Below are 23,106 nucleotides of genomic sequence, written 5' to 3'. Positions count from 1 at the left end.
CGCAAGTCGCCCAAAACAAAGCCGCCCCGGAGGGCGGCTCTGCTATCCCTCTCCGTTCTTCCGGAGAGGCACACGGCGAAGGCGGCACGCCTTCAGCGGAAAGGCTGCTTACAGGGCGCCTTCGGCACGCTTGCCCACCCGGTAGATCAGCCAGCCGACCACGGCCAGCACCGCCAGGCCGATCCACTGCGCGGCCGGCAACTGCACCGGCACGGCCAGCACATCGGCCCGCTCGGTGATCACGATCGGGACGGCGATGGCGATACCCATCAGCGCCTCACCGGTGATCAGGCCGGCGGCAAACAGCACGCCCGGCTTGTGCACGCGGTCGCGGCCGGCTTCATCGTCGGCACGGACCTTGTGGAACCGCTCCACCAGATGGGAGATCAGGCCACCGAGGAAGATCGGCACCATCAGCTCCAGCGGCAGGTAGATGCCGATGGCCGCGGCCAGCACCGGCACGCGGAAACGCTTGCCGGTCTTCTTCAGCCATTCGTCGATGGCGATGATCACCGCCCCCACTGCCGCGCCCATCGCGATGAACGACCACGGCAGGTCGCCGCCGAACAGGCCGCGGGCCACCGAGGCCATCAGGTTGGCCTGCGGCGCCGCCAGCGCATTGGGATGCTCGGCAGTCGGCGCACCGATACCGTAGGCGGTCGCCAGCAGGTTCAGTACCGGCGCCATGATCAGCGCGCAGGAGAACGCGCCGATACCCAGCATCAGCTGCTGCTTCCACGGCGTGGCACCGACGATGTAACCGGCCTTCAGGTCCTGCAGGTTGTCACCCCCAACCGCGGCGGCGCAGCACACCACCGCGCCGATCATGATCGCGGCCACCGCGCCCAGCGGTGCGCCTCCCACGCCCACCTTCTCCAGACCGGAATCTCCCAGCAGCACCACCAGCACCGCCGAGGCGAACAGGATGGTGGAGATGGTGATGCCCGAGACCGGGTTGTTGGACGAGCCGATCAGCCCGGCCAGATAGGCCGAGACCGACACGAACAGGAAGCCGGCGACAATCATGATCAGGGTCATCGGGATCGACACCAGCCACTGGCCGACGATGGCCTGGTACAGGCCCAGCAGCGGCAGCACGAAGGCGACCAGCGCGATCAGCATCCACTTCATCGGCAGGTCGCGTTCGGTGTGGTCCAGCGCCGGGCCACTGCTCTTGCGGGCGGCCGCAAAGCCGCTCTTGACGCCGTTGAGCAGCGACTTGCGCAGCGAGAACAGCGTCCAGATTCCCCCGATCAGCATCGCGCCGACGCCCAGATAGCGGATCTTGGCGCCCCAGATGGCGAAAGCCGCCTCGGCCGAGGACGCGGTGGCGATCTGCGCGGCCAGCGCCGGATCGGTGTTCATGAAGAACGCCTGATACAGCGGAATGGCGATATGCCAGGACAGGATGGCGCCGGACAGCACCACGATGCCCACATTCAGGCCGACGATGTAGCCCACGCCCAGCAGCGCCGGCGACAGGTTGGTGCCGATGAAGGCGGTGACCTTGGAGCTGCCGAGATAGGCCGACTGCGCCCAGGTATCGGGGATCAGGCGCATGCCGCTGGCCGCGGCGACCTTGACCCCGGCGCCGATCACCGCCGACAGGGCGAGGATCTTCAGGCCCGGGCCCGGGTTCTCGCCGGCCTTGAGCACTTCGGCGGCCGCCTTGCCTTCGGGGAACGGCAGCGGGTCCTCGACGATCATCGAGCGCCGCAGCGGCACCGAGAACAGCACGCCCAGCAGGCCACCCAGACCGGCGATGCCCAGCACCCACCAGTACTTGAAGTCCGGCCAGTAGCCCATGATCACCAGCGCCGGGATGGTGAAGATCACGCCGGCGGCGATCGACGAGCCGGCCGAGGCGCCGGTCTGGACGATGTTGTTTTCCAGGATGGTGCCGCCACCGAGCAGGCGCAGCACGCCCATCGAGATCACGGCGGCGGGAATGGCGGTGGCGATGGTCAGACCTGCGAACAGCCCCAGATAGGCGTTGGCAGCGGACAGGATCACCGCCAGCACGATGGCAAGCACCACCGCGCGGAAGGTGAGCTGCCGAGGCGCAGCGTTGTTCATGTAAAGCCCTTGAATGGCAAAAAACCGCTTCACGCTAACGCTGGCTTAACGGCAAGTCCAGCGGCGTCGCGACAAGAAATGGCATCTGGCACAGCCGGCGCCCGCATTCGGCAAAAGCCGGGCCACACCTGTGGATACAGGGGCCGCAGCCGCCGCTGCCGGCCGATACGACGCCTATACTCGCCGGCTTCTTCCAGCAGACGCTGCCGATGTCCACCACCTCCCTGCCCTTGCGTGGCACGGACGACTTCCTGGGTCACCCCAAAGGCGTCTATGTCTGCTTCTTCACCGAGATGTGGGAGCGCTTCTCCTTCTACGGAATGAAAGCGCTGCTGCTGCTGTACCTGACCAAATACCACCTGTTCGGCGACAAGGCCGGCCTGGACCTGCTGGGCGCCTATGGCGGCCTGGTCTACTGCATCCCGGTGTTCGGCGGCCTGCTGGCCGACCGCTGGCTGGGCATGCGCAAGGCGGTGGTGTTCGGCGGAATCCTGCTGGTGCTGGGCCACGCCGGCATGGCCTTCGAGGGCCACGCCGCGCACCGGGTGGCCGGCGAAGTGGTCCGCGACGAAGCTGCGCTGGGCGTGACCTACCTGTCGCTGGCGCTGATCATCATGGGCGTGGGCTTCCTCAAGCCCAACATCTCCACCATCGTCGGCAAGCTGTATCCGGAAAACGATCCGCGCCGGGATTCGGGCTTCTCGCTGTTCTATGCCGGCATCAACCTCGGCGCGCTGTTCGCCTCGCTGGTCTGCGGCTTCCTCGGCGAAGCCTACGGCTGGAAGTACGGCTTCGGCGCGGCCGGCATCGGCATGCTGGTCGGCCTGGGTATGTTTCTGTGGGGGCAGAAATACCTGCACGGCCACGCCGAACCGCCGCAACCGGCGACCCTGCGCGAACGCGTGCTGGGCCTACCGCGCGAATGGCTGATCTACGCCGCGGCGATTGCCGGCATCGTGCCGGTGGCCGCGCTGATGTGGGCCGCGGCCAATGGCGCCTTCGCTCTCGGCGGCGAGCTGAGCCTGGCGCTGATGCTGATGATCGTGGTGCTCGGTGCGGTGCTGGTCTGGTTTGCCTGGTTCACCGGCAGCCAGTGCACGCCGGTACAGCGCCAGCAGATGATCGCGCTGATGGTGCTGATCTTCATGGCGCTGGTGTTCTTCACCCTGTACGAGCAGACCTACGGCTCCTGGGTGACCTTCACCGACCGCCTGCTGACCAAGGATCTGGTGCCGGCGCTGGTGATCCAGGGCGGCACGCCGATGCCGTGGTCGATCCTCTCGCTGCTGCTGGCGCCGCTGGGCTTCGTGCTGGCGGTACGGCTGTCGGACCGCAACCCCGGCTCCAATGCGCCGCGCACGCTGTTTGCGGTGATCGCCGTGGCCATGCTGGTGATGCTGGTGCGCGACTGTCTGGTGCTGCCGCAGAACGCCGGCTCGCTGACCTATCTGGGCGGCCTGTTCCTGGTGCTGCTGGCACCGCTGTTCGCCAGCCTGTGGGCGTGGCTGGACCGGCGCGGACTGGATCCGTCCAAGCCGCTGAAGTCGTCCTACGGACTGGTGCTGGGCGCGCTGTCGTTCGTGCCGCTGGCGCTGGCGGCGCAGCAGGTGGGCGCCACCGGGCAGATGGCCAGCGTGTGGTGGCTGGTGCTGGCCTACTTCGTGCTCGCCAGCGGCGAGATGTGCCTGTCACCGGTCGGCCTGTCGGCCGTCAGCCAGCTGGCCGCGCCGCGTGTGGTCAGCCTGATGATGGGCACCTGGTTCCTGGCCACCGCGTTTTCCGAGACGCTGGCCGCCCTGTTCGGCAAGCTCGCCGCCATCGACGTGCCCGAGGGCGAGGTGATGGATCTGGTCCAGGCCGCCGCCCGCTATGAACACCTGTTCTGGCTGCTGATGTGGATCGGACTGGGCTGCGCGGCGGTGGCCCTGCTGGCCTCGCCGCTGCTGAAGCGGATGATGCACGGGGTGAAGTGAGCCATTGCGTGGCCTGCCACGGCGGCAGGCCACGCGGCTTCCAGAATCAGAAATCGATATCCAGGTTCACGTAGACCGCGCGGCCCTGGATGCCGTAGATGTTCTGGTAGAACGGGTACCAGGTCATGGTCGAATCCTTCGGCCCGTACTGGTCGAACAGATTGGTCACATCCACGCCCAGGCGCACGTTGTCGGTGATCTTCTTCGACACGCTCGCGTTCCACTGCACGTACGAGGGCAGGTAGCCGGTGGCCTGGTAGTTCACCCGCGCGCCGTTGCGGTAGCCATAGATGCTCCCGGACCAGTCCTCCCGGTTCCAGCCCAGGGTCCAGTTGGTGCGGCTGCGGAACGCCAGCGGCTGGCTGCCGCAGCTGTAGGTGGAGGAGTAGGAGCAGCCCATGTAGTCCTGCCAGGGATCACCGGCGGCCACCTGCACGTCGTAGCGCAGGGTGCGACTGTAACCGGCGTTGACGCTGAAACTGCCCCAGCGCCCGCCATCCCAGGCATAGCGCAGGCTCGCATCGACACCGCTGGTGCGGATGCCGGCCTGGTTGATCGCATCGAGGAAATACTCGGTGACGTTGCCGGCCGCATCGCGCTTGACGTAATCCAGATAGATCGCGCAGGCAGCGGAGGCCGGATCGACCGGCGTGCCGTCCACGCGTTTGCCCAGCAGGCAGTTGGCGTTCTCGCTCATCAAGGTCGCCGTATCCAGATACTGGCTCTTGCCCTTGAGCCTGATGTCCCAGTAGTCGGCGCTGAGCGACAGCCCCTGGCTGATATCCCAGACGATGCCCAGCCCGTTGGAGGTGGCGGTCTCCTCGTGCAGGCGACGGTTGTTGCCGCCTTCCACGTACCACGCGCCCTGGTGGTAATCGGTGCCGCACCGGGTCAGTCCGGCCGTGGTGGTCAGATCCAGACCATCAAGACGGCATTGATAGTAGTTGGTGACATAGTCGTCGTAATTGGTGACCGGCTCGCCATACAGCCACATGATGTTCGGCGCCATGAAACTGGTCTGGCGGCTGGCGCGCAGCAGCAGACTGTCCAGCGGCCGCCACTCCAGGCTGGCCTGCCAGGTGGTGGCGTCACCGACATCGGAGATGTCGTCGTACTTGTCCCAGCGACCGGCGACGTTGGCCACCAGCCGCTGCAGCAGCGGCACGCGGAACTCGACACCGGCGCCGTAGCGGTCGCGGGGGCCACCGCCGGCGACACCGGTGAAATTGAAGGTGCGGTCGGCGCCCTCGTAGGTGCTCACGCTGCGGCGGTCCGGACCCAGCTCGTACTTGGAATGCGAGGCCTCCAGCACCGCGGCCATCTCCAGCTCGCCGGCCGGCAAGGTCAGCAGCGGCCCACTGACCACCAGCTGCGCCTGCGAGGTCTGCGACAGATTGCGGTTGTGCAGGGTGTCGGTCATTGCCGTGTACTGCTGCGGGGTGATCTTTCCGAACAGCACCGTCGGGTCGATCCGGTACAGCGGCGCGCCATCGACCTCGCCCACCCGTTCGCCGAACAGAAAGCGGTTGACCCGGTCGGTGATCAGCTGCTTCCAGCTGCTTTTCATTTCATCGCGCGACAGGCTGAGGCTGGCATCCCAGTCGAAGCGTTCGGCGAGCGTGCCGCGCACGCCGACGTTCGCACTGAGCGTGGTTTCGTTCCAGAGCCGCATCGGCGCGCCGCCGATGTCGTTGGGATCCAGCGCGCGCCAGTACTCGAACTGGCCGATGTTCACGTCATAGGCGCTGCCAGCGTTGTACAGGTACATGCTGGTGCGGTGTGCGGCCTCGCTGCGGGAGCGCTGCACCAGCAGCTGTCCGTAGCCTTCCAGCGCGTCGCCGAAGCGGTAGTGGCCCGACACATAGGCCGAGGTCTTGTTGTACTTGTTGGCCAGGGTGTCGCCGTCGTAATAGTTGGCGTTGCCGCAGCTGTAGGGAAGCATGCTGCTGGAGGAGCCGTACATCGGGAAGTAGTTCTTGCCCATGTTGCGGCAGGTGTGTTCCAGCGCCGCCGCGGCCGCGGCCGGATCCAGATCGCCGGAATAGACCAGCTGGCCGCTGCTGTCCAGCCAGTAGTAGTCGTTGTAACCGCCATCCATCAGCGCGCTGTCCAGCCCGAAGGTGGGGCGATCGGTGCCGGCGTTGCCCGGCGCGTTCATGCCGGTGCGGATGATGTTGCCGCGCTGCCAGGAGAAGACCGGCTCGCGATTGAGCTGTTCGAACGCATAGGTGACATTGCCGCGCTCCCAGGTCTTGCCACCGCTGAACTGCAACTGCCCGGTGTCTCCGCCACCGTGGCTGGTGGTGCCACCACGGATGCGCAGATGGGTGCCATCCCAGTTGTCACGGGTGACGATGTTGACCACTCCGGCCACGGCATCGGAACCATAGATGGCCGAGGCGCCACCGTTGAGCACCTCGATGCGCTCCACCACCACCGCCGGAATGCTGCCCACGCTCACCCCGGTCGAGGCCGCACCGGAGCTGGCCGCGTACTCGGTCATGCGCTTGCCGTTGAGCAGGATCAGCTGATAGCCGACCCCCAGGCCGCGCAGGTTGAGGAACGAGGCATCCGGCTGGGTGGAGCTGGCGTTGAACTCGCCACCGACCACGTCGCCATTGAACTGGGTCAGCGTCTGCAATGCCTCGGCCACCGTGCTGTAGCCCTGCTTCTTGATGTCCTCGGCGGTGATCACCACCACCGGCGACGGCCCCTCGACCTCGGCGCGTTTGATGCGCGAACCGGTGACCTCGACCTTGTCCAGGGTCCTGGCCGCCGGCGCCGTGTTGGCGTCGGCCGATGGAACAGCACCACCGGCATCCTGCGCCACGCCAGCTCCCGCCCACGCGGTTGCCGGAAGGGCCAGCGACAGAAGGATCGCCGCTCCCAGGCGACAGCGCGGCAAAGGATGGGTGCCAATGGACATCATGTATTCGTCTCCCCGGTTGCTCGACATGGATCGGTTGGATGGCGCTACAGCGGCAACGATCAACTTCCTGAAGAACTACCCGGCTCCTCGCCTTTGCAGGCCATCGGGCGACGCGCACTGCATCGCAGCGTTGGCGTTGCGGAACCGGAGAATGTCCGTGGCGCGCGGAAGCGGCCGGCGCGGCGCCTGTCGGGGAGCCGTTCCTCGGAACATGACAGCGATGCTAGGCGCGGAAACCTGTCTGGCGCATCGGAAAAAACCCCGATTCTTCGCGTCGCGCAAGCAGCCTTTGCTCGCGCCTCCAGCGTCATCGCAACCACTGCCGATGCGGCGCGAATATCACCTCGCGAAAGCCTTTTCCTGCTGCATGGATGCGGTATGGTTTCCGCTCGCCAGCTGACGGCATCGCGCTGCCGGTACCGCTCTTGAACGGCATGCCACCACGCCCATCGCGTCATTCGAACCACATTGGGGAGCAGATGAAGATCCACACCTCACGTTCGGCCGTTCTTGCACTGGCACTGTTCTCGACAGCAGCCGCGCACTCCCAGCCACAGACAGCGCAAGTACCATCCGTCCACGGATGCGACGGCGTGCCGGGTGGCACTGACACCCGGGATACGGATGCGGCGCTCGAAGAGTTTCGCCAGACAATGCGGTCGCAGGGGGTTCCCGGTGCGCAGCTGGTCTACGCGCACAACGGCGCCGCCACGCTGTACTGCCACGGCGTCATGCGCAACGACGCCCCCGCCCCGGTCACCGACCAGACCGTATTCCAGGCCGCATCGCTGTCCAAGGTGATCGGCGCCTACATCACGCTGCGGCTGGCTGATGCCGGAACGATCGATCTGGACACGCCGCTGTGGGACTACTGGCCATCGGAGCGGATCAAGGACAATCCCCAGGCCCGCACCATCACCGCACGCAGGGTGCTCGACCACACCAGCGGCCTGCCGAACTGGCAGATCTCCCCGTCCAATCCGGCTATCGACCAGACGCCCTTGCAGAACCGGTTCGCCACCGGCGCACGTTTCGGCTATTCCGGCGAAGGCTTCTACCTGCTGCAGCGCACGCTTGAGCACCTCACCGGAAAGCGTTGGGAACAGCTGGCAACGCAGGAAGTGTTCTCGCGTTTCGATATGCCCAGCAGCCACTTCATGACCGATCACGCCTTTGACGGGCGCAAGGCCCGTGGCCATGGCAAGGACGGCACGCCCGAACGCGACCGCGTATTCGGCTGGGAGAACACTGCCTGGACGCTGGTGACCACCGCGCGCGACTACCACCACTTCCTACAGCGTGCGCTGTATCGCGGCGAAGGCCTGCAACCGGCCACGCATGCGCTGATGCTCACCGCGTCCAGCAATGCCGACGACACCGACACGCCCAGTGCGGCCGATCCGTTCATCGACTGGGGACTGGGAGTGGGATTGCAGAACGCCAACAACCGGCCACTGGTCTGGCACTGGGGCGACAACCCCGGCTTCAAGGCGTTGTTCATGCTCGACCCGCGCAGCGGCGACAGCATCGCGCTGTTCACCAACAGCGACAACGGGCCGGCCACCTACAAGCAGGTACTGCGGCGCTTTTTCGGTGAAGGCGATTATCCGGCGGTGGACTGGTCCAGCGCGCAGGACTGACCGTGCCCGGGCGAAGGCCGGTTGCCGCAATCGCAACCGGCCGCCGGTAAAGGGCTACCCCCAGAGCGTCGGCAGACTCATCCGACCATGCTGATAGACGATGCCGTTGTCCCAGTCCTCGGCCTGCAACCACGGGCCATCCAGATCACAGACTTCGCACAGTTGCGCCAGTACCATGCCCGGCGCGACCGAGACCGATCCGCCCAGCATGCAGCCCACCATCAGGCGGAAGCCGGCCGCCCGCGCCGCATGGGCCAGCTCCAGTCCGGCGGTCAGGCCACCGGTCTTGTCCAGCTTGATGTTGACGAACTGGTAGCGTCCGACCAGCTGCGGCAGATCCTCCAGGGTCGAGAGCGCCTCATCGGCACAGACCGGGATCGCACCGTCATAACCGGCCAGCGCCGCGCTGTGCGCCACCGCGACCGGCTGTTCGAGCAGGTCCACGCCATAGGGCAGCAAGGCCGGCACATACTGGCGCAGCTCTTCGATGCTCCACGCCTGGTTGGCATCGACGATCAGCCGCGCGTGCGGCGCGCCACGGCGCACTGCCGCCACGGCCTCCAGCGGCGAGCCCTTGCCGACCTTGACTTTGAGCCACGGGTAGTCGGCACGTGCACGCGCCGCCGCCTCGTAACCGGCAATATCGCGGATGCCGATGGTCACCGCGCTGTCCACCGGCGTCCACTGGCGCAGGCCGGCACGCTGCCACACCGGCACGCTGCTGCGCCGCGCCTCCAGATCCCAAAGCGCCGCATCCAGCGCGTGCCGCGCGCCACCGGCCGGCAACAGCTGCAACAGCTGCTGGCGGTCGCAACCGCCCTCGACTTGCGCACGCACCTGTTCGATCTGCGCCAGCATGCTTGCCGGGGTTTCGCCGTGATAGGCGACACCGCCGGCCTCACCACGCCCGGTCACGCCATCCTCGTGCAGTTCGACGATCACCACCTGCGCCTCGCTGCGGATCCCGCGGGCGATGGCGAAAGGCTCTTTCAGTTTCCAGGCATGCGACCTGGCATGCAGCATGCGCGTCATGCCACCCTCAACCCAGGATCGCAGCGACGGCCCGCTGCAGCGGGCTGCGCATCGGATCGAATGTCGGCACCCCCAGCGCACGCTCGGCCTGCGCCAGCGCCTGCTGCGCCGAGGCCTCGTCCATCCCGAAGGTGTTCAGGCTCACCCCCACCAGCCGCGCACCGGGATTGGTCAGCCGCGCGGCCTGCAGATACAGGTCACGCGCCACCGCCAGCTCCGGCACCGCGTAGTCCGGCCAGCTCACCAGATGCGTACGTTGCGGGTCGTGGCACAGGATCAGGCGGTCAGGCTGGGAGCCGTGCAGCAGCCCCAGGGTGACGCCGGCATAGGCCGGATGGAACAGCGAGCCTTGGCCTTCGATCAGATCCCAGTGGTCGTCGGCGGCCGCCGGCGAGATGCATTCGGCCGCACCGGCGATGAAATCGGCGATCACCGCATCCACAGCGATGCCGGCACCGGCGATCATGATCCCGGTCTGGCCGGTGGCGCGGAAATCGGCATCGATGCCCTGCCCGCGCATCGCCCGGGCCAGCGCCAGTGCGGTGTACTTCTTGCCCAGCGCACAGTCGGTACCGACCATCGCCACGCGCTTGCCGCTGCGGCGCTTGCCGGTGGCCCGCGGCAGATCGTCCGGTGGCCGGCGCACATCCATCAACCGGACGCCGGCGCGCCGGGCGGCGAGCGCCAACCCCGGCACCGATTCCAGCGCGGTGTGCAGGCCACTGACAATCTCCAGCCCGGCCTCGACCGCGGCGATCAGCAGCGGCGCCCAGTGCGCGGGAATGCGTCCGCCCACCGGCGTCACCCCGATCAGCAGCGAGCGCGCGCCGGCGGTGGCCGCGGCCGCCGGGGTCATTTCCGGCAGGCCCAGGTCGATCGTGCCGCCCGGCAGGCGCGTCTGCCCGATGCAGCTTTCCGCCGCCCAGTCGCGCAGACCAAAGGCCGTCTTGGCCTTGAGCGGATTGGTTTCCTCCCCCAGGAAAAGCAGATAGGGCGTGTGCAGTTCCACCTGCGCAAAGGTCTGGCTCATGGCATCACCCCTGTGCTCCCGACCCGTGATCAACACCGCGCTCGCGCATCGCCATGGCCTCTGCTCTCCTGTTCGAACGGTCTGCAACAGCCGCCATTCGACCACAGCGCCAGCGCCCGGTAATCAGGAAAAACCCGGATATTCGGCCAGTCCGCCCCGTCCCTCCCGCACTTGTCACATTCCGGGGCCACTGCTAAACAGATCCGGGCAACATTCCGCCGCGCCACAGGCGGACACGCCCTTCCTGCAGGAGACACCATGTTGATTGTCGATGTGCCCTGTTGCTCGCATCCGCCGGACCAGATGATCCAAGCCCGCGCCGCCCTGGTCAGGGCGCTGGACATGGGCGCGCTATGGCAGGCCTGTGCGGCACTGATCGACACCGCACTGCCCTGCCACTCCTGCAGCCTGCTGTCCAATATCGACGGCTACCAGCCGCTCGAAGGCAGGCATCACCTGAACAGTGCCGCCGACGACGGCACCCGCCTGGTCAACAGCCTGGAAGTGGCCGCGCCGTATCTGGATGCCAATCCGCTGATCCGCAGCTATACGTTCTCGCAGATCGCCTCGCAGGACGCCGATGCGCCGGAGCGGCTGCGCGCACAGAACCCCACGCCCGGCTGGCGCGACTTCATCCACCTGGCGTTCTGGGACGGCACCCGTCTGGAAGCGGTGCTGAGCATCCGCCTGCACATTGCCCCCGAGGATCTGGGCGGGGCGGAGCTGGGCTTCCTTGCCGAGCTGTATCCGCTGCTCGAGGCTGGCCTGCAGCGTATCCGCGCCCTGGAATCGGAGCGCCTGCACCACCGCGCCGTCGCCGATCTGCTGCACCAACTGCCGCTGGCCGCGGTGCTGGTCAATGAAAATCTGCTGCCTGCGTTCCTGTCACGCGAGGCCAGCCGCCTGTGCCGGCGCTGGAGCGCCGACTCCGATCGCGATGGACATCTGCCACGGGCGATCGAGGCGCCGCTGCGCCGCTGGATGCAGGACCTGCCAGCCACCGCCGCGCCACCCGGCAACCGCGCCAGCTTGACCCTGGAGCACCCCGTGCTCAGCGGTGAACGCCTGCATCTGCAACTGAGCTCCGCGCCCGGCAACTCCCGCGGTCACGCCCAGCACCTGCTCATCCTCACCGCGCAGAGCGCGGCGCCGGAGCTGGAGCTGGAAGCGCCACCGGCGTCCAACGCCCTGCCGGTGCTGGAGCGCCTTTCACCCAGCGAGCGGAAAGTGGCACTGCTGGTGGCCACCGGACTGCGCAACGACGCCATCGCCGACCAACTGTGCCGCTCGCGCAAGACCATCGAGTGCCAGATCAGTTCGATCTTCCGCAAGCTCGATATCGACAACCGCACGCAGCTGGCGCGGCTGCTCAACTGAGCCGGCGGGCGGCGTCAGTCGGCGGCGGTGAACAGGAAGTAGTCGTGCGCGGCGCGCGCGATCTGCGCGATCTGCCGGTCCCGGGCCTGGTCGCCCAGTCCCGATTTCAGGAACACCGCCACCACCACCTCGCCCTTGCCACCGGGCAGCGTGACCACGCCCACATCGTTGATCACATCACCGACCGTGCCGGTCTTGTGCGCCACCGGCGTGGCCTCGGGCAGCATGCCCTTGAGCCGTCCCGGACCAGTGCGGCAATCCAGCAGGATCTGCTTGAGTACCGCGGTGGTGGCCGGCTTGAGTGCCCCGCCGTTCCATATCTTGCGCAGCAGCATCGCCATGTCCGCCGGCGTACCGGTATCGCGCGGATCGCCGTTGTACAGCGCACGGTAGCGGCGTTTTTCCGCGTCGCTGCGCTCCTGCGCATCCAGCCGGGCGTAGTCGGACGGACTGATCGGCTTGGCGGCGGATACCTCCAGCGCGCCCATGTAGTGCGAGAGCATCTCCCAGATGTAGCGGTCCACACGGATACCCTGCACGCCCAGCGCGCGCATGCGCGCATCCACCGCCGCCGGGCCGCCGCCCAGACGGATCAGGATGTCGGTGGCGTTGTTGTCGCTGACGGTGAGCATCATGTGCAGCAGATCGCGGACGGTGATGGCCGAGCCCGGCGACAGATGGATGTCCAGCGGACCGCCCATCGACGGATAGATATCGCCCTCTTCCAGCAGCACCTGCTGCTGCAGCCCCAGCGCGCCCTCATCCACCAGCGCCAGGATATGCACCGCCACCGGCACTTTGACCGTGCTGGCCATCGGAAAGCCGCTGTCGCCATTGACCTGCGCACTGCGCCCGCTGCGCAGATCAAGCACATAGGCGCCAACCGAGCCGTCGAATCCCACCACCAGGCGGTCGAGTTCCTGCTGCAGGCCGGCCGCGGCAGGGGCCGCCGCAATGGCGATCGAACTGGACAGTGACAGCACCAACCCCAGCAACAGTGCCGGGCACCAGCGCCAACCACGACGTACTACGGGACCTTGCAACTTGCGCATTCTCACTCTCTCTCAGACGGCAAATATCGCAGCACCGGTATTGCCGCTGCTACGGGTTGTCACCGGGGTTGGCTCACCAACCGCGCGGACGTGGCGGTTAGGGCGAAACAGGGGCAACCGGCACGGACTGCCGGGCGCGGCGCACCGCCTCCAGCACCGGTTGCAGCGGCAGTGCCACGGCGGTCCCGCGGTGGCCGTGCACCGTGCGGGCGCGGAACAGCGAATTGACGATGGCTTCCTCGGTCGCCTCGGCCGCGGCCTGGAACAGGGGTGACATCGCCTCGCCGGCAAGGCTGCGCGCCGGCTGCACTGCGACTTCCGGATCACGCCGGTTTTCCCTGGCGGTGGAGAAGGCGATGACGTAGTCGCCCGAGCCGTTGGACATCACCGAGCCGGTCCGCGCCAGCCCGACCAGCGCGCGATGCGCCAGCCGCTGCAGCTGCGCCGCATCCAGCGGGGCGTCGGTGGCCACCACCATCATGATGCTGCCATCGCCGGTACTCGGCGGCGGATTGGCCTGGCTGCGCGCGTACTCGGCCGGATCCGGCAACACCTTCCAGACGGGCACTCCGGCGATGGTCAGCTCGCCGCCGAAGTTGCTCTGCACCAGCACGCCCACGGTATAGCCGCCATCGCCCGCAGGCAGCTGGCGCGAACTGCTGCCGATCCCGCCCTTCCAGCCGAATGCGACCGTACCGGCACCGGCACCGACCACGCCCTCCTCGACCGCACCGGTCGACGCTCCGCTCAGTGCCTGCTCGACCAGCGCCGGCGTCAACGGCCGCGCGCGGATGTCGCTGAGATAACCGTCGTTGGTTTCGCCCACCACCGGGTTGATCGAGCGTACCTGCTCCATGCCCGGCTGGCGCAGCAGCCAGTCCGCCGTCGCATCGGCCACTTTCCAGGTGCTCAAGGTGCCGGTCAGCAGGATCGGCGTCTCCAGTTCGCCCAGTTCCTGCACCTGGGTGATGCCGGCCAACTTGCCGTAACCGTTGCCGACCACGATCGCCGCCGGTACCCGCTGTCGGTAGACGTTTCCGGCATGCGGCAGGATCGCGGTAACACCGGTGTGCAGACGGGTGCCTTCCGTCAATGTCGCATGGCCGACAGCGACCCCGGCCACGTCAGTGATCGCGTTCAACGGCCCGGTCGGCAGCGTGCCGATGACGACCCCGGCCTGGCGCGCGCGCGGCCGCGGCTCTGCGCTGTCGGCAACCGCCGCCGCGTTGCCGGCAGCCAAGGCAAGTAAAAGCAGGGACCAGCACTTCATCGTTCAACGACCTCCAGCCAGAGAGTTACCGCGTCGGCGGCCACGTTACAGCAAGCCCGCCGCCCCAGCGGCGCTGCAGGCGGTGCCGATACGTCCACAACCACCCTCGGGATACTGCCGGCCACGATGCGATGTCGCATCGGGATAAACACCGATTCTCGGCCCGCCGCAGCCGTCGCTGGCATACCCCGTGCGACTTCGACTGCCATCGTCATCAGGCGCTGTAGACACCCCGGCGCGGCCTCGTGCCGCCATTCGTGCCACGGCTTCTCCTCTCCAGCGCGCCCGCTGGAGGAGGCCTGTGCGCCCAGCTATTCGCCCTGCGACCACTTTCCCCCTGTGCGATCGGCAGGTCGTACTGCCCGGTCATGGGATCGATGGTTCGACCGGGTCAGCGCGGCGCGACCGCGCCGTACGCGGCGGCGAGTGCGGCGGCCTGAAGGTCGCCCTTGCGCTCGCTGTAGCGGTCCACCAGATAGTCCGCCCGGCCGCGCGTGAGCAGGGTGAACTTGACCAGCTCCTCGACCACGTCCACCACCCGGTCGTAAAACGGCGAGGGTTTCATCCGCCCGTCCTCGTCGAACTCCTGCCAGGCCTTGGCCACCGAGGACTGGTTGGGGATGGTCAGCATGCGCATCCAGCGGCCCAGCACGCGCAGCGTGTTGACCGTGTTGAACGACTGCGAACCGCCGCACACCTGCATCACCGCCAGGGTCTTGCCCTGGGTCGGGCGCACGCTGCCATCTTCCAGTGGCAGCCAGTCGATCTGGTTCTTGAACACGCCGGTGACGGTGCCATGCCGCTCCGGGCTCACCCAGACATGCCCTTCGGCCCACTGCGACCACTCGCGCAACCGCTGCACTTCCGGGTGGTCCTTGCCGACGCTGTCGAGCATCGGCAGCGCGTGCGGATCGAACACCCGGGTCTCGCAGCCCAGGTGACGCAGCAGACGCTCGGCCTCCAGCGCCAGTTTGCGGCTGAAGGACTGCGGGCGCAGCGAGCCATACAGCAGCAGGATGCGCGGCGGCCCGGCGCGTTCGACGCCCAGCAAAGCGTGGTCGGGCAGCGGCAACGAGGCCGGGATCAGGTTTGGCAACGGGGGACTGGTGGTCAGCTTATTCATTCGACTATTCTAGAAGTATGGAAACAAAAACCGCAATCGCCGCCCTGACCGCCCTGGGTCATGCCACCCGTCTGGCCGCGTTCCGGCTGCTGGTCGAGGCCGGCCCGGCCGGTCGCGTGGCCGGCGACATCGCCGCGGCCCTGCAGGTGCCGCCGGCCACGCTCAGCTTCCACCTGAAGGAACTGCTGCTCGCCGGCCTGCTACAGAGCGAGAACCAGGGCCGCAACGTCTGTTACCGCGCCAATTTCAGCGCGATGAACGACCTGATCGCCTACCTCACCCACAACTGTTGCGCGGGCGCCCCCAGCCCCGACTGCAGCCCCACACCCCCTGATTGCGCCTGCTGAGCGGAGATTCATTCCTTATGACCACCCAACGCGTACTGTTCCTGTGCACGGGCAATTCGGCCCGCAGCGTGCTTGCCGAAGCCACACTCCGGGCCTGGGCCGGCCAGCGGTTCGAAGCGTTCAGCGCCGGCAGCCAGCCCACCGGCCAGATCAACCCCTTCGCCCTGGCCCAGTTGCAGGCCGAAGGTATTGCGACGGCCGGACTGCGCAGCAAATCCTGGGACGAGTTCGCCGACGGCGCGCCGATGGACGTGGTGATCACCGTCTGCGATGCCGCCGCTGCCGAGACATGTCCGGTGGTGTTTGGCGATTTCGTCCGCACCCACTGGGGCCTGCCCGATCCGGCGGCGGTCCAGGGCACTGATGCCGAAAAGGCCGAGGCGTTCGCGCAGGCCCACGCCATCATCAAGGCGCGACTGCAGGCATTGCTGGCCTTGCCGGCAACGCTCTGGGCCGCGCGCGCGCCGCTGCAGCAGGCACTGGACCAGATCGGCCTGCTGCAACCCGGCGACCGCCGCGCATGAGCGCCCCCGCTGCCATGGGACGGTTCGAGCGTCACCTGACCCTCTGGGTGACCCTGTGCATCGTGGCCGGCACCGTGCTCGGCCACTATTTTCCCGGGGCATTCGCGCTGCTGGCCTCGGCCGAGGTGGCCAAGGTCAACCTGCCGGTCGCCGTGCTGATCTGGCTGATGATCATCCCGATGCTGCTGAAGGTGGATTTCGGCGCGATGCACCAGATCGGCCGGCACTGGAAAGGAATCGGCGTCACGCTGTTCATCAACTGGGCGGTCAAACCGTTCTCGATGGCGCTGCTGGGCTGGCTGTTCCTGCGGCACGCCTTCGCCGACTGGCTGCCTGCCGGACAGGTCGACAGCTACATCGCCGGCCTGATCCTGCTGGCGGCCGCGCCCTGCACGGCCATGGTCTTTGTCTGGAGCAACCTGTGCCGGGGCGATGCCAACTTCACGCTCAGCCAGGTGGCGCTGAACGACGCCATCATGGTGCTGGCCTACGCGCCGGTCGTGGCCCTGCTGCTGGGCCTGTCGGCCATCACCGTGCCGTGGAACACGCTGCTCCTGTCGGTGGGCCTGTACATCCTTGTCCCGGTGATGGTCGCCGCCCTGCTGCGGCGCTGGATCCTCGCCCGCGCCGGTGAGCCGGGCCTGCAAGCGGCCCTGCGGACACTCGGCCCGGTGTCACTGGCGGCGCTGCTGCTGACCCTGGTGCTGCTGTTCGGCTTCCAGGGCGAACAGATCGTCCGCCAGCCGCTGATCATCGCGCTGATCGCGGTGCCGATCCTGATCCAGGTCTATTTCAATGCGGGGCTGGCCTATCTGCTCAACCGTCGGCTGGGTGTCGCCCACTGCGTGGCCGGGCCGTCGGCCCTGATCGGGGCCAGCAACTTCTTCGAACTGGCCGTGGCCACCGCCGTGGGCCTGTTCGGGGTCCACTCCGGTGCGGCGCTGGCAACCGTGGTCGGGGTGCTGATCGAGGTGCCGGTAATGCTGTCGGTGGTCCGCATCGTCAACCGCTCACGCGGTTGGTACGAACGGGCCTGAGGCCAACCGCCGCCCGATCGGGCCATGAACGGAGAAGGGGCCTGTGGCGGCTGCCACAGACCCCTTCGATGTCATCGCTGCGACGCGTCGATCAGAACGGAATGTCGTCGTCGGCGAAATCGTCCATCGGCGGCGGAGCCGACTGCTGCTGGGCCGGGGCCGGACGCTGCTGGCGCTGGCCACCGCCGTAGCCGCCGCCCTGGTCCTGGTTGCCGTAGCCGCCCTGGCCGCCGCCCTGCGGGCGCGGTGCCGACTGGCGCTGCGGACGCTCGCCGCCCATGCCACCGCCGCCTTCACCACGGCCGCCGAGCATCTGCATTTCGTTGGCGACGATATCGGTGGTGTATTTCTCCACCCCGTCCTGGCCGGTGTACTTGTCATAGCGCAGCTCGCCCTCGACGTAGACCGAGCTGCCCTTGCGCAGGTATTCACCGGCGATCTCGCCGAGCTTGCCGAAGAACACCACGCGGTGCCATTCGGTGCGCTCCTGGTTGTTGCCGTCGCGGTCCTTGCGCACGCTGGTGGTGGCCAGGCTGATGCGGGTGATCGCCATGCCCGCCTGGGTGTACTTGGTGTCCGGGTCGTTGCCGAGATTGCCGACGAGGATGACTTTGTTGATGCCGCGGGCCATAGGGTTCCTACTCTTCCGTTGGGGTCCACCCGCCGGATGCGGGCAATAGCCGTCAGATTATAACGTCCCGGCGCGGGCGGGTATCAGGTGGGCGGCCAGCCCCATGTGGGACAAGCCCCACCCCCGGCACGGCCCCGGCCAGCGGTGGCGCGTGGCATGATGCCCGGCGTCTTCAGGCAAGTGTCGCCAATGATCATCAAGGGCAAGGCCACCTCACTGGATATCGCGCACCTGGCCGGGGTGTCGCAGCCGACGGTCTCGCGGGCGCTGCGTGGCAGCCCGATGGTCAATGCCGACACCCGCAAGCGCATCCTGGAAATCGCCCGGCAGCTGAACTACAAGGTCGACAAGAACGCCTCCAGCTTGCGCTGCCAGCAGTCCGGCACGCTGGCGCTGCTGTTCTTCGAGGATCCGACCCCGGACGACTCGCTGATCAATCCGTTCTTCCACTCGATGCTGGGCTCGATCACCCGCGCCTGCGCGCTGAACGGGCTGGATCTGCTGGTCTCCTTCCAGCAGCTGTCCAGCGACTGGCATGCCGATTTCGAGGACAGCAACAAGGCCGACGGCATCATCCTGCTGGGCTATGGCGATTACCACGAATCGGAGGAACGGCTGCAGCGGCTGGTCGAACAGGGCACCCATTTCGTGCGCTGGGGCGCCGCCCTGCCCGGCCAGCCCGGGGTTTCGGTGGGCAGCGACAATTTCCAGGGCGGCTTCGACATCACCGCGCATCTGCTGGACGCCGGCTGCCGGCGCATCGCCTTCCTCGGCCACGCCTCCAGCCACTACCCGGAGTTCGCCGAGCGCTACCGCGGTCATGGCCAGGCGCTGCGCGCGCGCGGGCTGGAACCGGATGCGGGCCTGCAGCACGACGCGATCACCACCGAGGACTCCGGCCACGCCGCCTGCATGGCCCTGCTGGCACGCGGCCAGCCGTTCGATGCGATCTGCGCGGCCAGCGACCTGATTGCCATCGGCGCGCTGCGGGCGCTGCGTGAACACGGCCTGCGGGTGCCCGAGGACGTGCGGGTCACCGGTTTTGACGACATCCCGCTGGCCGCCTCGGTGTCGCCGGCGTTGACCACCGTGCAGCAGGACACCAAACAGGCCGGTCAGCTGCTGGTGGAACGGCTGCTGGGGCTGATCGCACGCGAGCCGGTGGAAGGCATCAACATCCCGGTCAAGCTGGTGGTGCGCGAATCCTCGCGCGGCGGACTCAGCTGAAGTCCTTGAGGATTTCCAGCACGCCGGCCGGAGCGATCTCGAAGCCCAGCGTCGTGCCCGGGTTGATCACCACACCATAGCCGCCGGGCACGCGCCGCAGCACCTCGAGCATCAGCATGCGGAGGGTGTGCGGCGCCTGCTGCGGGAAATAGCCGACCCGCGCCATGTCGGTGAACACCGCCACATGCAGCACGCTCTGCTTGTCGAACAGCAGCGGATCGAAGCCGCTGCCATCGGGGGTGACCAGGCTGCCGGTCAGCAGCACCACCTCGGAGGCGACGAAGGCCTGCATGAACGCCTTGATCGGCAGCTTGCCGTCCATCGCGGTGCGCAACAGCGTTTCGATCGGGGTCTGCGGGGGGAGCTCGTTCATGCGGGAGGCCGGGATTGCGGGGGGCGCTGATTGTAGCGGGCGCCGCCGCTGCAGCCCCTGCCTCGCGGCAGGGGCCTCCATCGCCGCGGCTCAGCGCCCCAACCGCTGCGTGCGCGCCTGCTGGTCGGCCATCGCCGCGGCCAGTTCGGCCTGCAGTTCGGCCTGCCGCACCGCCCCGTCCAGCACGAACACCTTCACGCCATGGGCCGGCACCTCGGTCTTGAGCGCGCGCGTGAGCGTGAGCGTGCGGCCGTCCAGCGCGTCGCGCCACTGCCCGGGCTGCAGGTAGCGGCTGACCTCGAACGTCGTGGCGGTGTCGCCCTTGTTCAGCAGCACCAGCGCGGTCTGCGCGGTGTCGCCGTGCTGCAGCACGCGATAGAACACCGCCTGATCCGCCTGCAGCCGCTCGTTGACCTGCAAGCCGCGCTGCAGCGCCGGGGTGGCCTGGCGCAGCCGCGCGATCCGCTGCAGCGGGCCGAAAATCGGACTGTCCGGCGCCGCATCCACGCGTTCCTGCCCGAAGTAGGCGCGATTGCCGGCGTGCTCGGCCCGGCTGCGCATGAAGCCGGTTTCCGAGCCGTAGTACAGCACCGGGATGCCGCGGGCGGTGAACAGCCAGTTGTGGGCGTCGATGAAACCGGCATCACTGGCATCCAGCCGCGCCATGTCGTGGTTGTCGTAGAAGCTCATCAACTCGTACGGATTGGCGTAGGGGCCACCGGTCAGATGCAGCGGCTCGGCCAGCGCCTCGAAGCCTTTCCGCTCCCGGCCGAACACGGACGAAAGCGCACCGCGCAGCGGGAAATCCAGCACGCTGACATGGGCATTGGCCGGCCAGGTGTGCTCGGCGATCTTGGCCGCGTCGTAGTCGAAGGCCTCGCCGAACATGAACATGCCCGGGTGCTGTGCGCGGATGCGCGCGACGAATTCATGCCACCACGGATGCGGCAACCAGCCGATGGTGTCGATCCGCAGCGCGTCCACGCCCTGTGCGGTCCACTGCAGGTAGGCGCCGACCAGGTAGTCCATCACCGCCGGGTTGTGTTCGTTGAAGTCGCCCAGCTCGGCCAGATTGCCGTCGAAGATCGAGCCCTGGCTGCCATCGACCGGGCCGATGTTGTTGTAGAACGCATGCAGCGGGTTGTGCTGCGGGTCGAGCCTGTCCGGCGGCAGGTTCTGGTGGTCGGCGATCAGCGTGCCGTCCTTGTCGAAGAGCTGGCCGAACTGGGGCTGCCGCTTGGGCATGGTCCAGGCCGGCGAGCCGTGGTTGCCGACGATATCCAGCACCACTTTCAGCCCGGCGTCGTGCAGGCCACGGGTCAGCCCGGCAAAATCCAGATCCTGGCTGGGCAGGTGCTCGTCCAGCTTGTAGAAGTTGATGCCCCAGTAACCGTGGTAGCCGGTCTTGCCACGGTCGGTCAGCGTGCTGCTGCAGCTGATCGGCTTGCTGCCGGTGAAGGCCTGGTCGGGATTGTCGATGATGGGCGTGATCCACACCGCGCCGAAGCCGAGCTGGCGGATGTAATCGGCGTTGTCCAGCACGCCCTTGAAGTCGCCGCCGAGGTAACCGATGTTGCCGTCAACCTTGTCCGGGCATGGCACCGGAATATCGAAGGTCGGGTGCTCGCCGCCCTGGTCGCGATGGTCGTTGCTGGTATCGCCATTGACGAAACGGTCGGTGACCACGAAGTACACCGCCTCGCTGGCGAACGGCTCGGTGGTACCGATGTAGTCCGGCCGGTTGCCGGCCAACGCCGTCCCCGCCACCCAAGCCAGCCCAACCGCTGCTGCCAAACGCCTGCGCATCACACCACCTCCGGTTGCGACGGAACCCGCAATACACACAGCCCGGCCACGAACAGGCTGCAACCCCCCAGCACCAGCACGTGGATGGGGTCACCGCCCAGCCAGTTGCGCAGGGCAAAACCCAAGGCACTGGCCGCGACCAGCTGCGGGATCACGATGAAGAAATTGAAAATGCCCATGTACACGCCCATCTTGGCCGCCGGCACGCTGTCTGACAGCAGGGCATAGGGCAAGGACAGGATCGAGGCCCAGGCAAAGCCGACGCCGACCATCGACAGCAACAGCCAATGCGGGTCCTTGATCAGCATCAGCGAGATCAGGCCCAGCCCGCCCAGCCACAGATTGACCAGGTGGCTCCAGCGCAGGCCGATGGCGCGCACCATCAGCGGGATGACCAGCGCCGCCACGGCGGCGAAGCCGTTGTAAGCGCCGAACAACACGCCCACCCAGTTGGCGCCCTCGTTGTAGGCCGCTGACTGCGTATCGGTGGAGCCGAAGTGCGTGCCGGCCACCGCCGCGGTGGTATAGATCCACATGGCGAACAGCGCAAACCACGAGAAGAACTGCACCCACGCCAGGCGCCGCATCGTGCCGGGCATGCGGCGCAGATCGTCGACGATGGTGGCCAGCATATGGGTGCCGGGCAGCACCCGCGCCACTGCCAGCAACAGACCGTAGCTGGCACACAGCCCGGCCAGCACGTAGAGCATGCGATCGCCTTGCCGCCACGCGATCAACGCCGCCAGCACCACACCCAGGCCCAGCCATAGACCGATCTGGCGCCATTGCGGCAGGTCACCGACACGCTGTGCGGCATGCACCGGCGACGGCTCGGCGTCATCGAAACCGGCCAGTTCGGCCGGTGAATACTCGCGCGTGCTGAACACCGTCCAGCTCATCGCCAGCAGCAACACCACGGCGCCGAAATAGAAGGCATAGCGCACCGTATCGGGTACTTCGCCCGGACCGGCCGTATTGGCCACGCCGAAACGGGCCAGGATGAAGGGCAGGAAGCTGGCCACCACCGCGCCCACGCCGATGAAGAAGCTCTGCATCGAGAAGCCGGCCGGGCGTTGCCTGGGCGAGAGCTGGTCGCCGACAAAAGCGCGGAACGGCTCCATCGAGATGTTGATCGAGGCATCGAGCACCCACAGCGTGCCGGCGGCGATCCACAGGGTCGGCGAGTTGGGCATGACCAGCAACGCGAGCGTGGTCAGCACCGCGCCGATCATGAAGTAGGGACGGCGGCGGCCCCAGCGCGTCCAGGTGCGGTCGGACAAGTAGCCAACCACCGGCTGCACCAGCAGGCCGGTCAGTGGCGCGGCGATCCACAATCCCGGCACCGCGTCCATCGGCGCACCGAGCGTCTCGAAGATGCGACTGGCATTGGCGTTCTGCAGCGCGAAGCCGAACTGGATCCCCAGAAAGCCGAAGCACATGTTCCAGATCTGCCAGAACGACAGCTGCGGTTTGCTTTTCATCAAGCGCTTCCCCCCTCCGGGAATCACGGATGCGATTTGGGCGCGGATGCGCTGCGGCCATGGTAGAGGCCCTACCGGCGATACGCACCGCCGTTGCATACGTATTCAATGCCCGCCAGCGCCCACCACCGCAGCGGAACGGGAATAGTGGCCCAATGGCCCGCGCGCCACGCGCGGT

The 23,106-nt window shown here is 67.3% G+C and carries 19 protein-coding genes; 8 read left to right on the top strand and 11 right to left on the bottom strand.

Annotated features, from left to right (window positions below; all coding sequences use genetic code 11):
* Positions 1 to 108: 108 nt before the first annotated feature.
* Positions 109 to 2,076 carry an OPT family oligopeptide transporter gene (locus tag ACVOMH_RS05700; protein WP_481551312.1) on the bottom strand — a complete coding sequence of 656 codons (1,968 nt, stop codon included), beginning with the start codon at positions 2,074 to 2,076 and terminating at the stop codon, positions 109 to 111.
* A 209-nt stretch (positions 2,077 to 2,285) separates the two neighbouring features.
* On the opposite strand from ACVOMH_RS05700, the gene ACVOMH_RS05695 reads away from it, so the two are divergent.
* On the top strand, positions 2,286 to 4,049 hold the full coding sequence (locus ACVOMH_RS05695; RefSeq protein WP_481551311.1) for a peptide MFS transporter: 1,764 nt from the start codon (positions 2,286 to 2,288) through the stop codon (positions 4,047 to 4,049).
* Positions 4,050 to 4,095: 46 nt separating this feature from the next.
* On the opposite strand, the gene ACVOMH_RS05690 is transcribed toward ACVOMH_RS05695, so the two are convergent.
* On the bottom strand, positions 4,096 to 6,975 hold the full coding sequence (locus ACVOMH_RS05690) for a TonB-dependent receptor plug domain-containing protein (RefSeq protein ID WP_481551310.1): 2,880 nt from the start codon (positions 6,973 to 6,975) through the stop codon (positions 4,096 to 4,098).
* On the opposite strand from ACVOMH_RS05690, the gene ACVOMH_RS05685 reads away from it, so the two are divergent.
* Positions 6,968 to 7,378: a hypothetical protein gene (locus ACVOMH_RS05685; protein ID WP_481551309.1), complete on the top strand. Its 411-nt coding sequence runs from the start codon at positions 6,968 to 6,970 to the stop codon at positions 7,376 to 7,378. The two genes, ACVOMH_RS05690 and ACVOMH_RS05685, sit on opposite strands and share 8 nt — an antisense overlap.
* Before the next feature lie 253 nt (positions 7,379 to 7,631).
* Entirely contained in the window at positions 7,632 to 8,618 is a 987-nt protein-coding gene (locus ACVOMH_RS05680; protein WP_481551308.1) for a serine hydrolase domain-containing protein, read from the top strand.
* Between the two features lie 54 nt (positions 8,619 to 8,672).
* Here ACVOMH_RS05680 and dgcA read toward each other — a convergent pair whose 3' ends face one another.
* On the bottom strand, positions 8,673 to 9,650 hold the full coding sequence (dgcA, locus tag ACVOMH_RS05675; protein WP_481551307.1) for an N-acetyl-D-Glu racemase DgcA: 978 nt from the start codon (positions 9,648 to 9,650) through the stop codon (positions 8,673 to 8,675).
* Positions 9,651 to 9,657: 7 nt separating this feature from the next.
* On the bottom strand, positions 9,658 to 10,680 hold the full coding sequence (locus ACVOMH_RS05670) for an N-acetyltransferase DgcN family protein (RefSeq protein WP_481551306.1): 1,023 nt from the start codon (positions 10,678 to 10,680) through the stop codon (positions 9,658 to 9,660).
* A 258-nt stretch (positions 10,681 to 10,938) separates the two neighbouring features.
* Between ACVOMH_RS05670 and ACVOMH_RS05665 the strand changes: the two genes are divergently transcribed.
* Complete coding sequence (locus tag ACVOMH_RS05665; RefSeq protein WP_481522975.1) at positions 10,939 to 12,057, top strand: helix-turn-helix transcriptional regulator; 1,119 nt, start codon at positions 10,939 to 10,941, stop codon at positions 12,055 to 12,057.
* Positions 12,058 to 12,071: 14 nt separating this feature from the next.
* On the opposite strand, the gene bla is transcribed toward ACVOMH_RS05665, so the two are convergent.
* The 3 genes from bla to arsH all read right to left on the bottom strand — a co-directional run bounded on the left by bla (position 12,072) and on the right by arsH (position 15,502).
* On the bottom strand, positions 12,072 to 13,109 hold the full coding sequence (gene bla / locus ACVOMH_RS05660) for a class A beta-lactamase (protein WP_481551305.1): 1,038 nt from the start codon (positions 13,107 to 13,109) through the stop codon (positions 12,072 to 12,074).
* Between the two features lie 97 nt (positions 13,110 to 13,206).
* Positions 13,207 to 14,379 (bottom strand): DmpA family aminopeptidase, encoded by a 1,173-nt coding sequence (locus ACVOMH_RS05655; protein WP_481551304.1) that lies wholly within the window; start codon positions 14,377 to 14,379, stop codon positions 13,207 to 13,209.
* Positions 14,380 to 14,770: 391 nt separating this feature from the next.
* Positions 14,771 to 15,502 (bottom strand): arsenical resistance protein ArsH, encoded by a 732-nt coding sequence (arsH, locus tag ACVOMH_RS05650; RefSeq protein WP_481551303.1) that lies wholly within the window; start codon positions 15,500 to 15,502, stop codon positions 14,771 to 14,773.
* 17 nt (positions 15,503 to 15,519) lie between these two features.
* On the opposite strand from arsH, the gene ACVOMH_RS05645 reads away from it, so the two are divergent.
* From ACVOMH_RS05645 to arsB, 3 genes are read left to right on the top strand one after another with little or no spacing between them, the layout of a single operon-like run.
* On the top strand, positions 15,520 to 15,849 hold the full coding sequence (locus tag ACVOMH_RS05645) for an ArsR/SmtB family transcription factor (protein ID WP_481522972.1): 330 nt from the start codon (positions 15,520 to 15,522) through the stop codon (positions 15,847 to 15,849).
* A gap of 17 nt (positions 15,850 to 15,866) precedes the next feature.
* Positions 15,867 to 16,373 (top strand): arsenate reductase ArsC, encoded by a 507-nt coding sequence (locus tag ACVOMH_RS05640; RefSeq protein ID WP_054660600.1) that lies wholly within the window; start codon positions 15,867 to 15,869, stop codon positions 16,371 to 16,373.
* Between the two features lie 14 nt (positions 16,374 to 16,387).
* Complete coding sequence (gene arsB, locus ACVOMH_RS05635; RefSeq protein ID WP_481523067.1) at positions 16,388 to 17,410, top strand: ACR3 family arsenite efflux transporter; 1,023 nt, start codon at positions 16,388 to 16,390, stop codon at positions 17,408 to 17,410.
* A gap of 91 nt (positions 17,411 to 17,501) precedes the next feature.
* On the opposite strand, the gene ACVOMH_RS05630 is transcribed toward arsB, so the two are convergent.
* Positions 17,502 to 18,041 (bottom strand): single-stranded DNA-binding protein, encoded by a 540-nt coding sequence (locus ACVOMH_RS05630; protein ID WP_481522971.1) that lies wholly within the window; start codon positions 18,039 to 18,041, stop codon positions 17,502 to 17,504.
* A 189-nt stretch (positions 18,042 to 18,230) separates the two neighbouring features.
* Between ACVOMH_RS05630 and ACVOMH_RS05625 the strand changes: the two genes are divergently transcribed.
* A complete protein-coding gene (locus ACVOMH_RS05625) occupies positions 18,231 to 19,268 on the top strand; it encodes a LacI family DNA-binding transcriptional regulator (protein WP_481551302.1) in 1,038 nt (345 codons plus the stop codon).
* Here the strand turns inward: ACVOMH_RS05625 and ACVOMH_RS05620 are convergent.
* The 3 genes from ACVOMH_RS05620 to ACVOMH_RS05610 form a co-directional block, all read right to left on the bottom strand.
* On the bottom strand, positions 19,261 to 19,641 hold the full coding sequence (locus ACVOMH_RS05620; RefSeq protein WP_481551301.1) for an SseB family protein: 381 nt from the start codon (positions 19,639 to 19,641) through the stop codon (positions 19,261 to 19,263). The genes ACVOMH_RS05625 and ACVOMH_RS05620 overlap by 8 nt on opposite strands.
* Positions 19,642 to 19,731: 90 nt before the next feature.
* Positions 19,732 to 21,447, bottom strand: a complete 1,716-nt coding sequence (locus tag ACVOMH_RS05615) for an alpha-amylase family glycosyl hydrolase (protein WP_481551300.1) — start codon at positions 21,445 to 21,447, stop codon at positions 19,732 to 19,734.
* Entirely contained in the window at positions 21,447 to 22,928 is a 1,482-nt protein-coding gene (locus ACVOMH_RS05610; protein ID WP_481522967.1) for an MFS transporter, read from the bottom strand. The genes ACVOMH_RS05615 and ACVOMH_RS05610 overlap by 1 nt, the downstream gene beginning before the upstream one ends.
* Positions 22,929 to 23,106: the final 178 nt, after the last annotated feature.

The sequence above is a fragment of the Stenotrophomonas sp. STEN013 genome (assembly GCF_056760355.1).
This window is presented reverse-complemented; position numbering and strand designations above follow the sequence as displayed.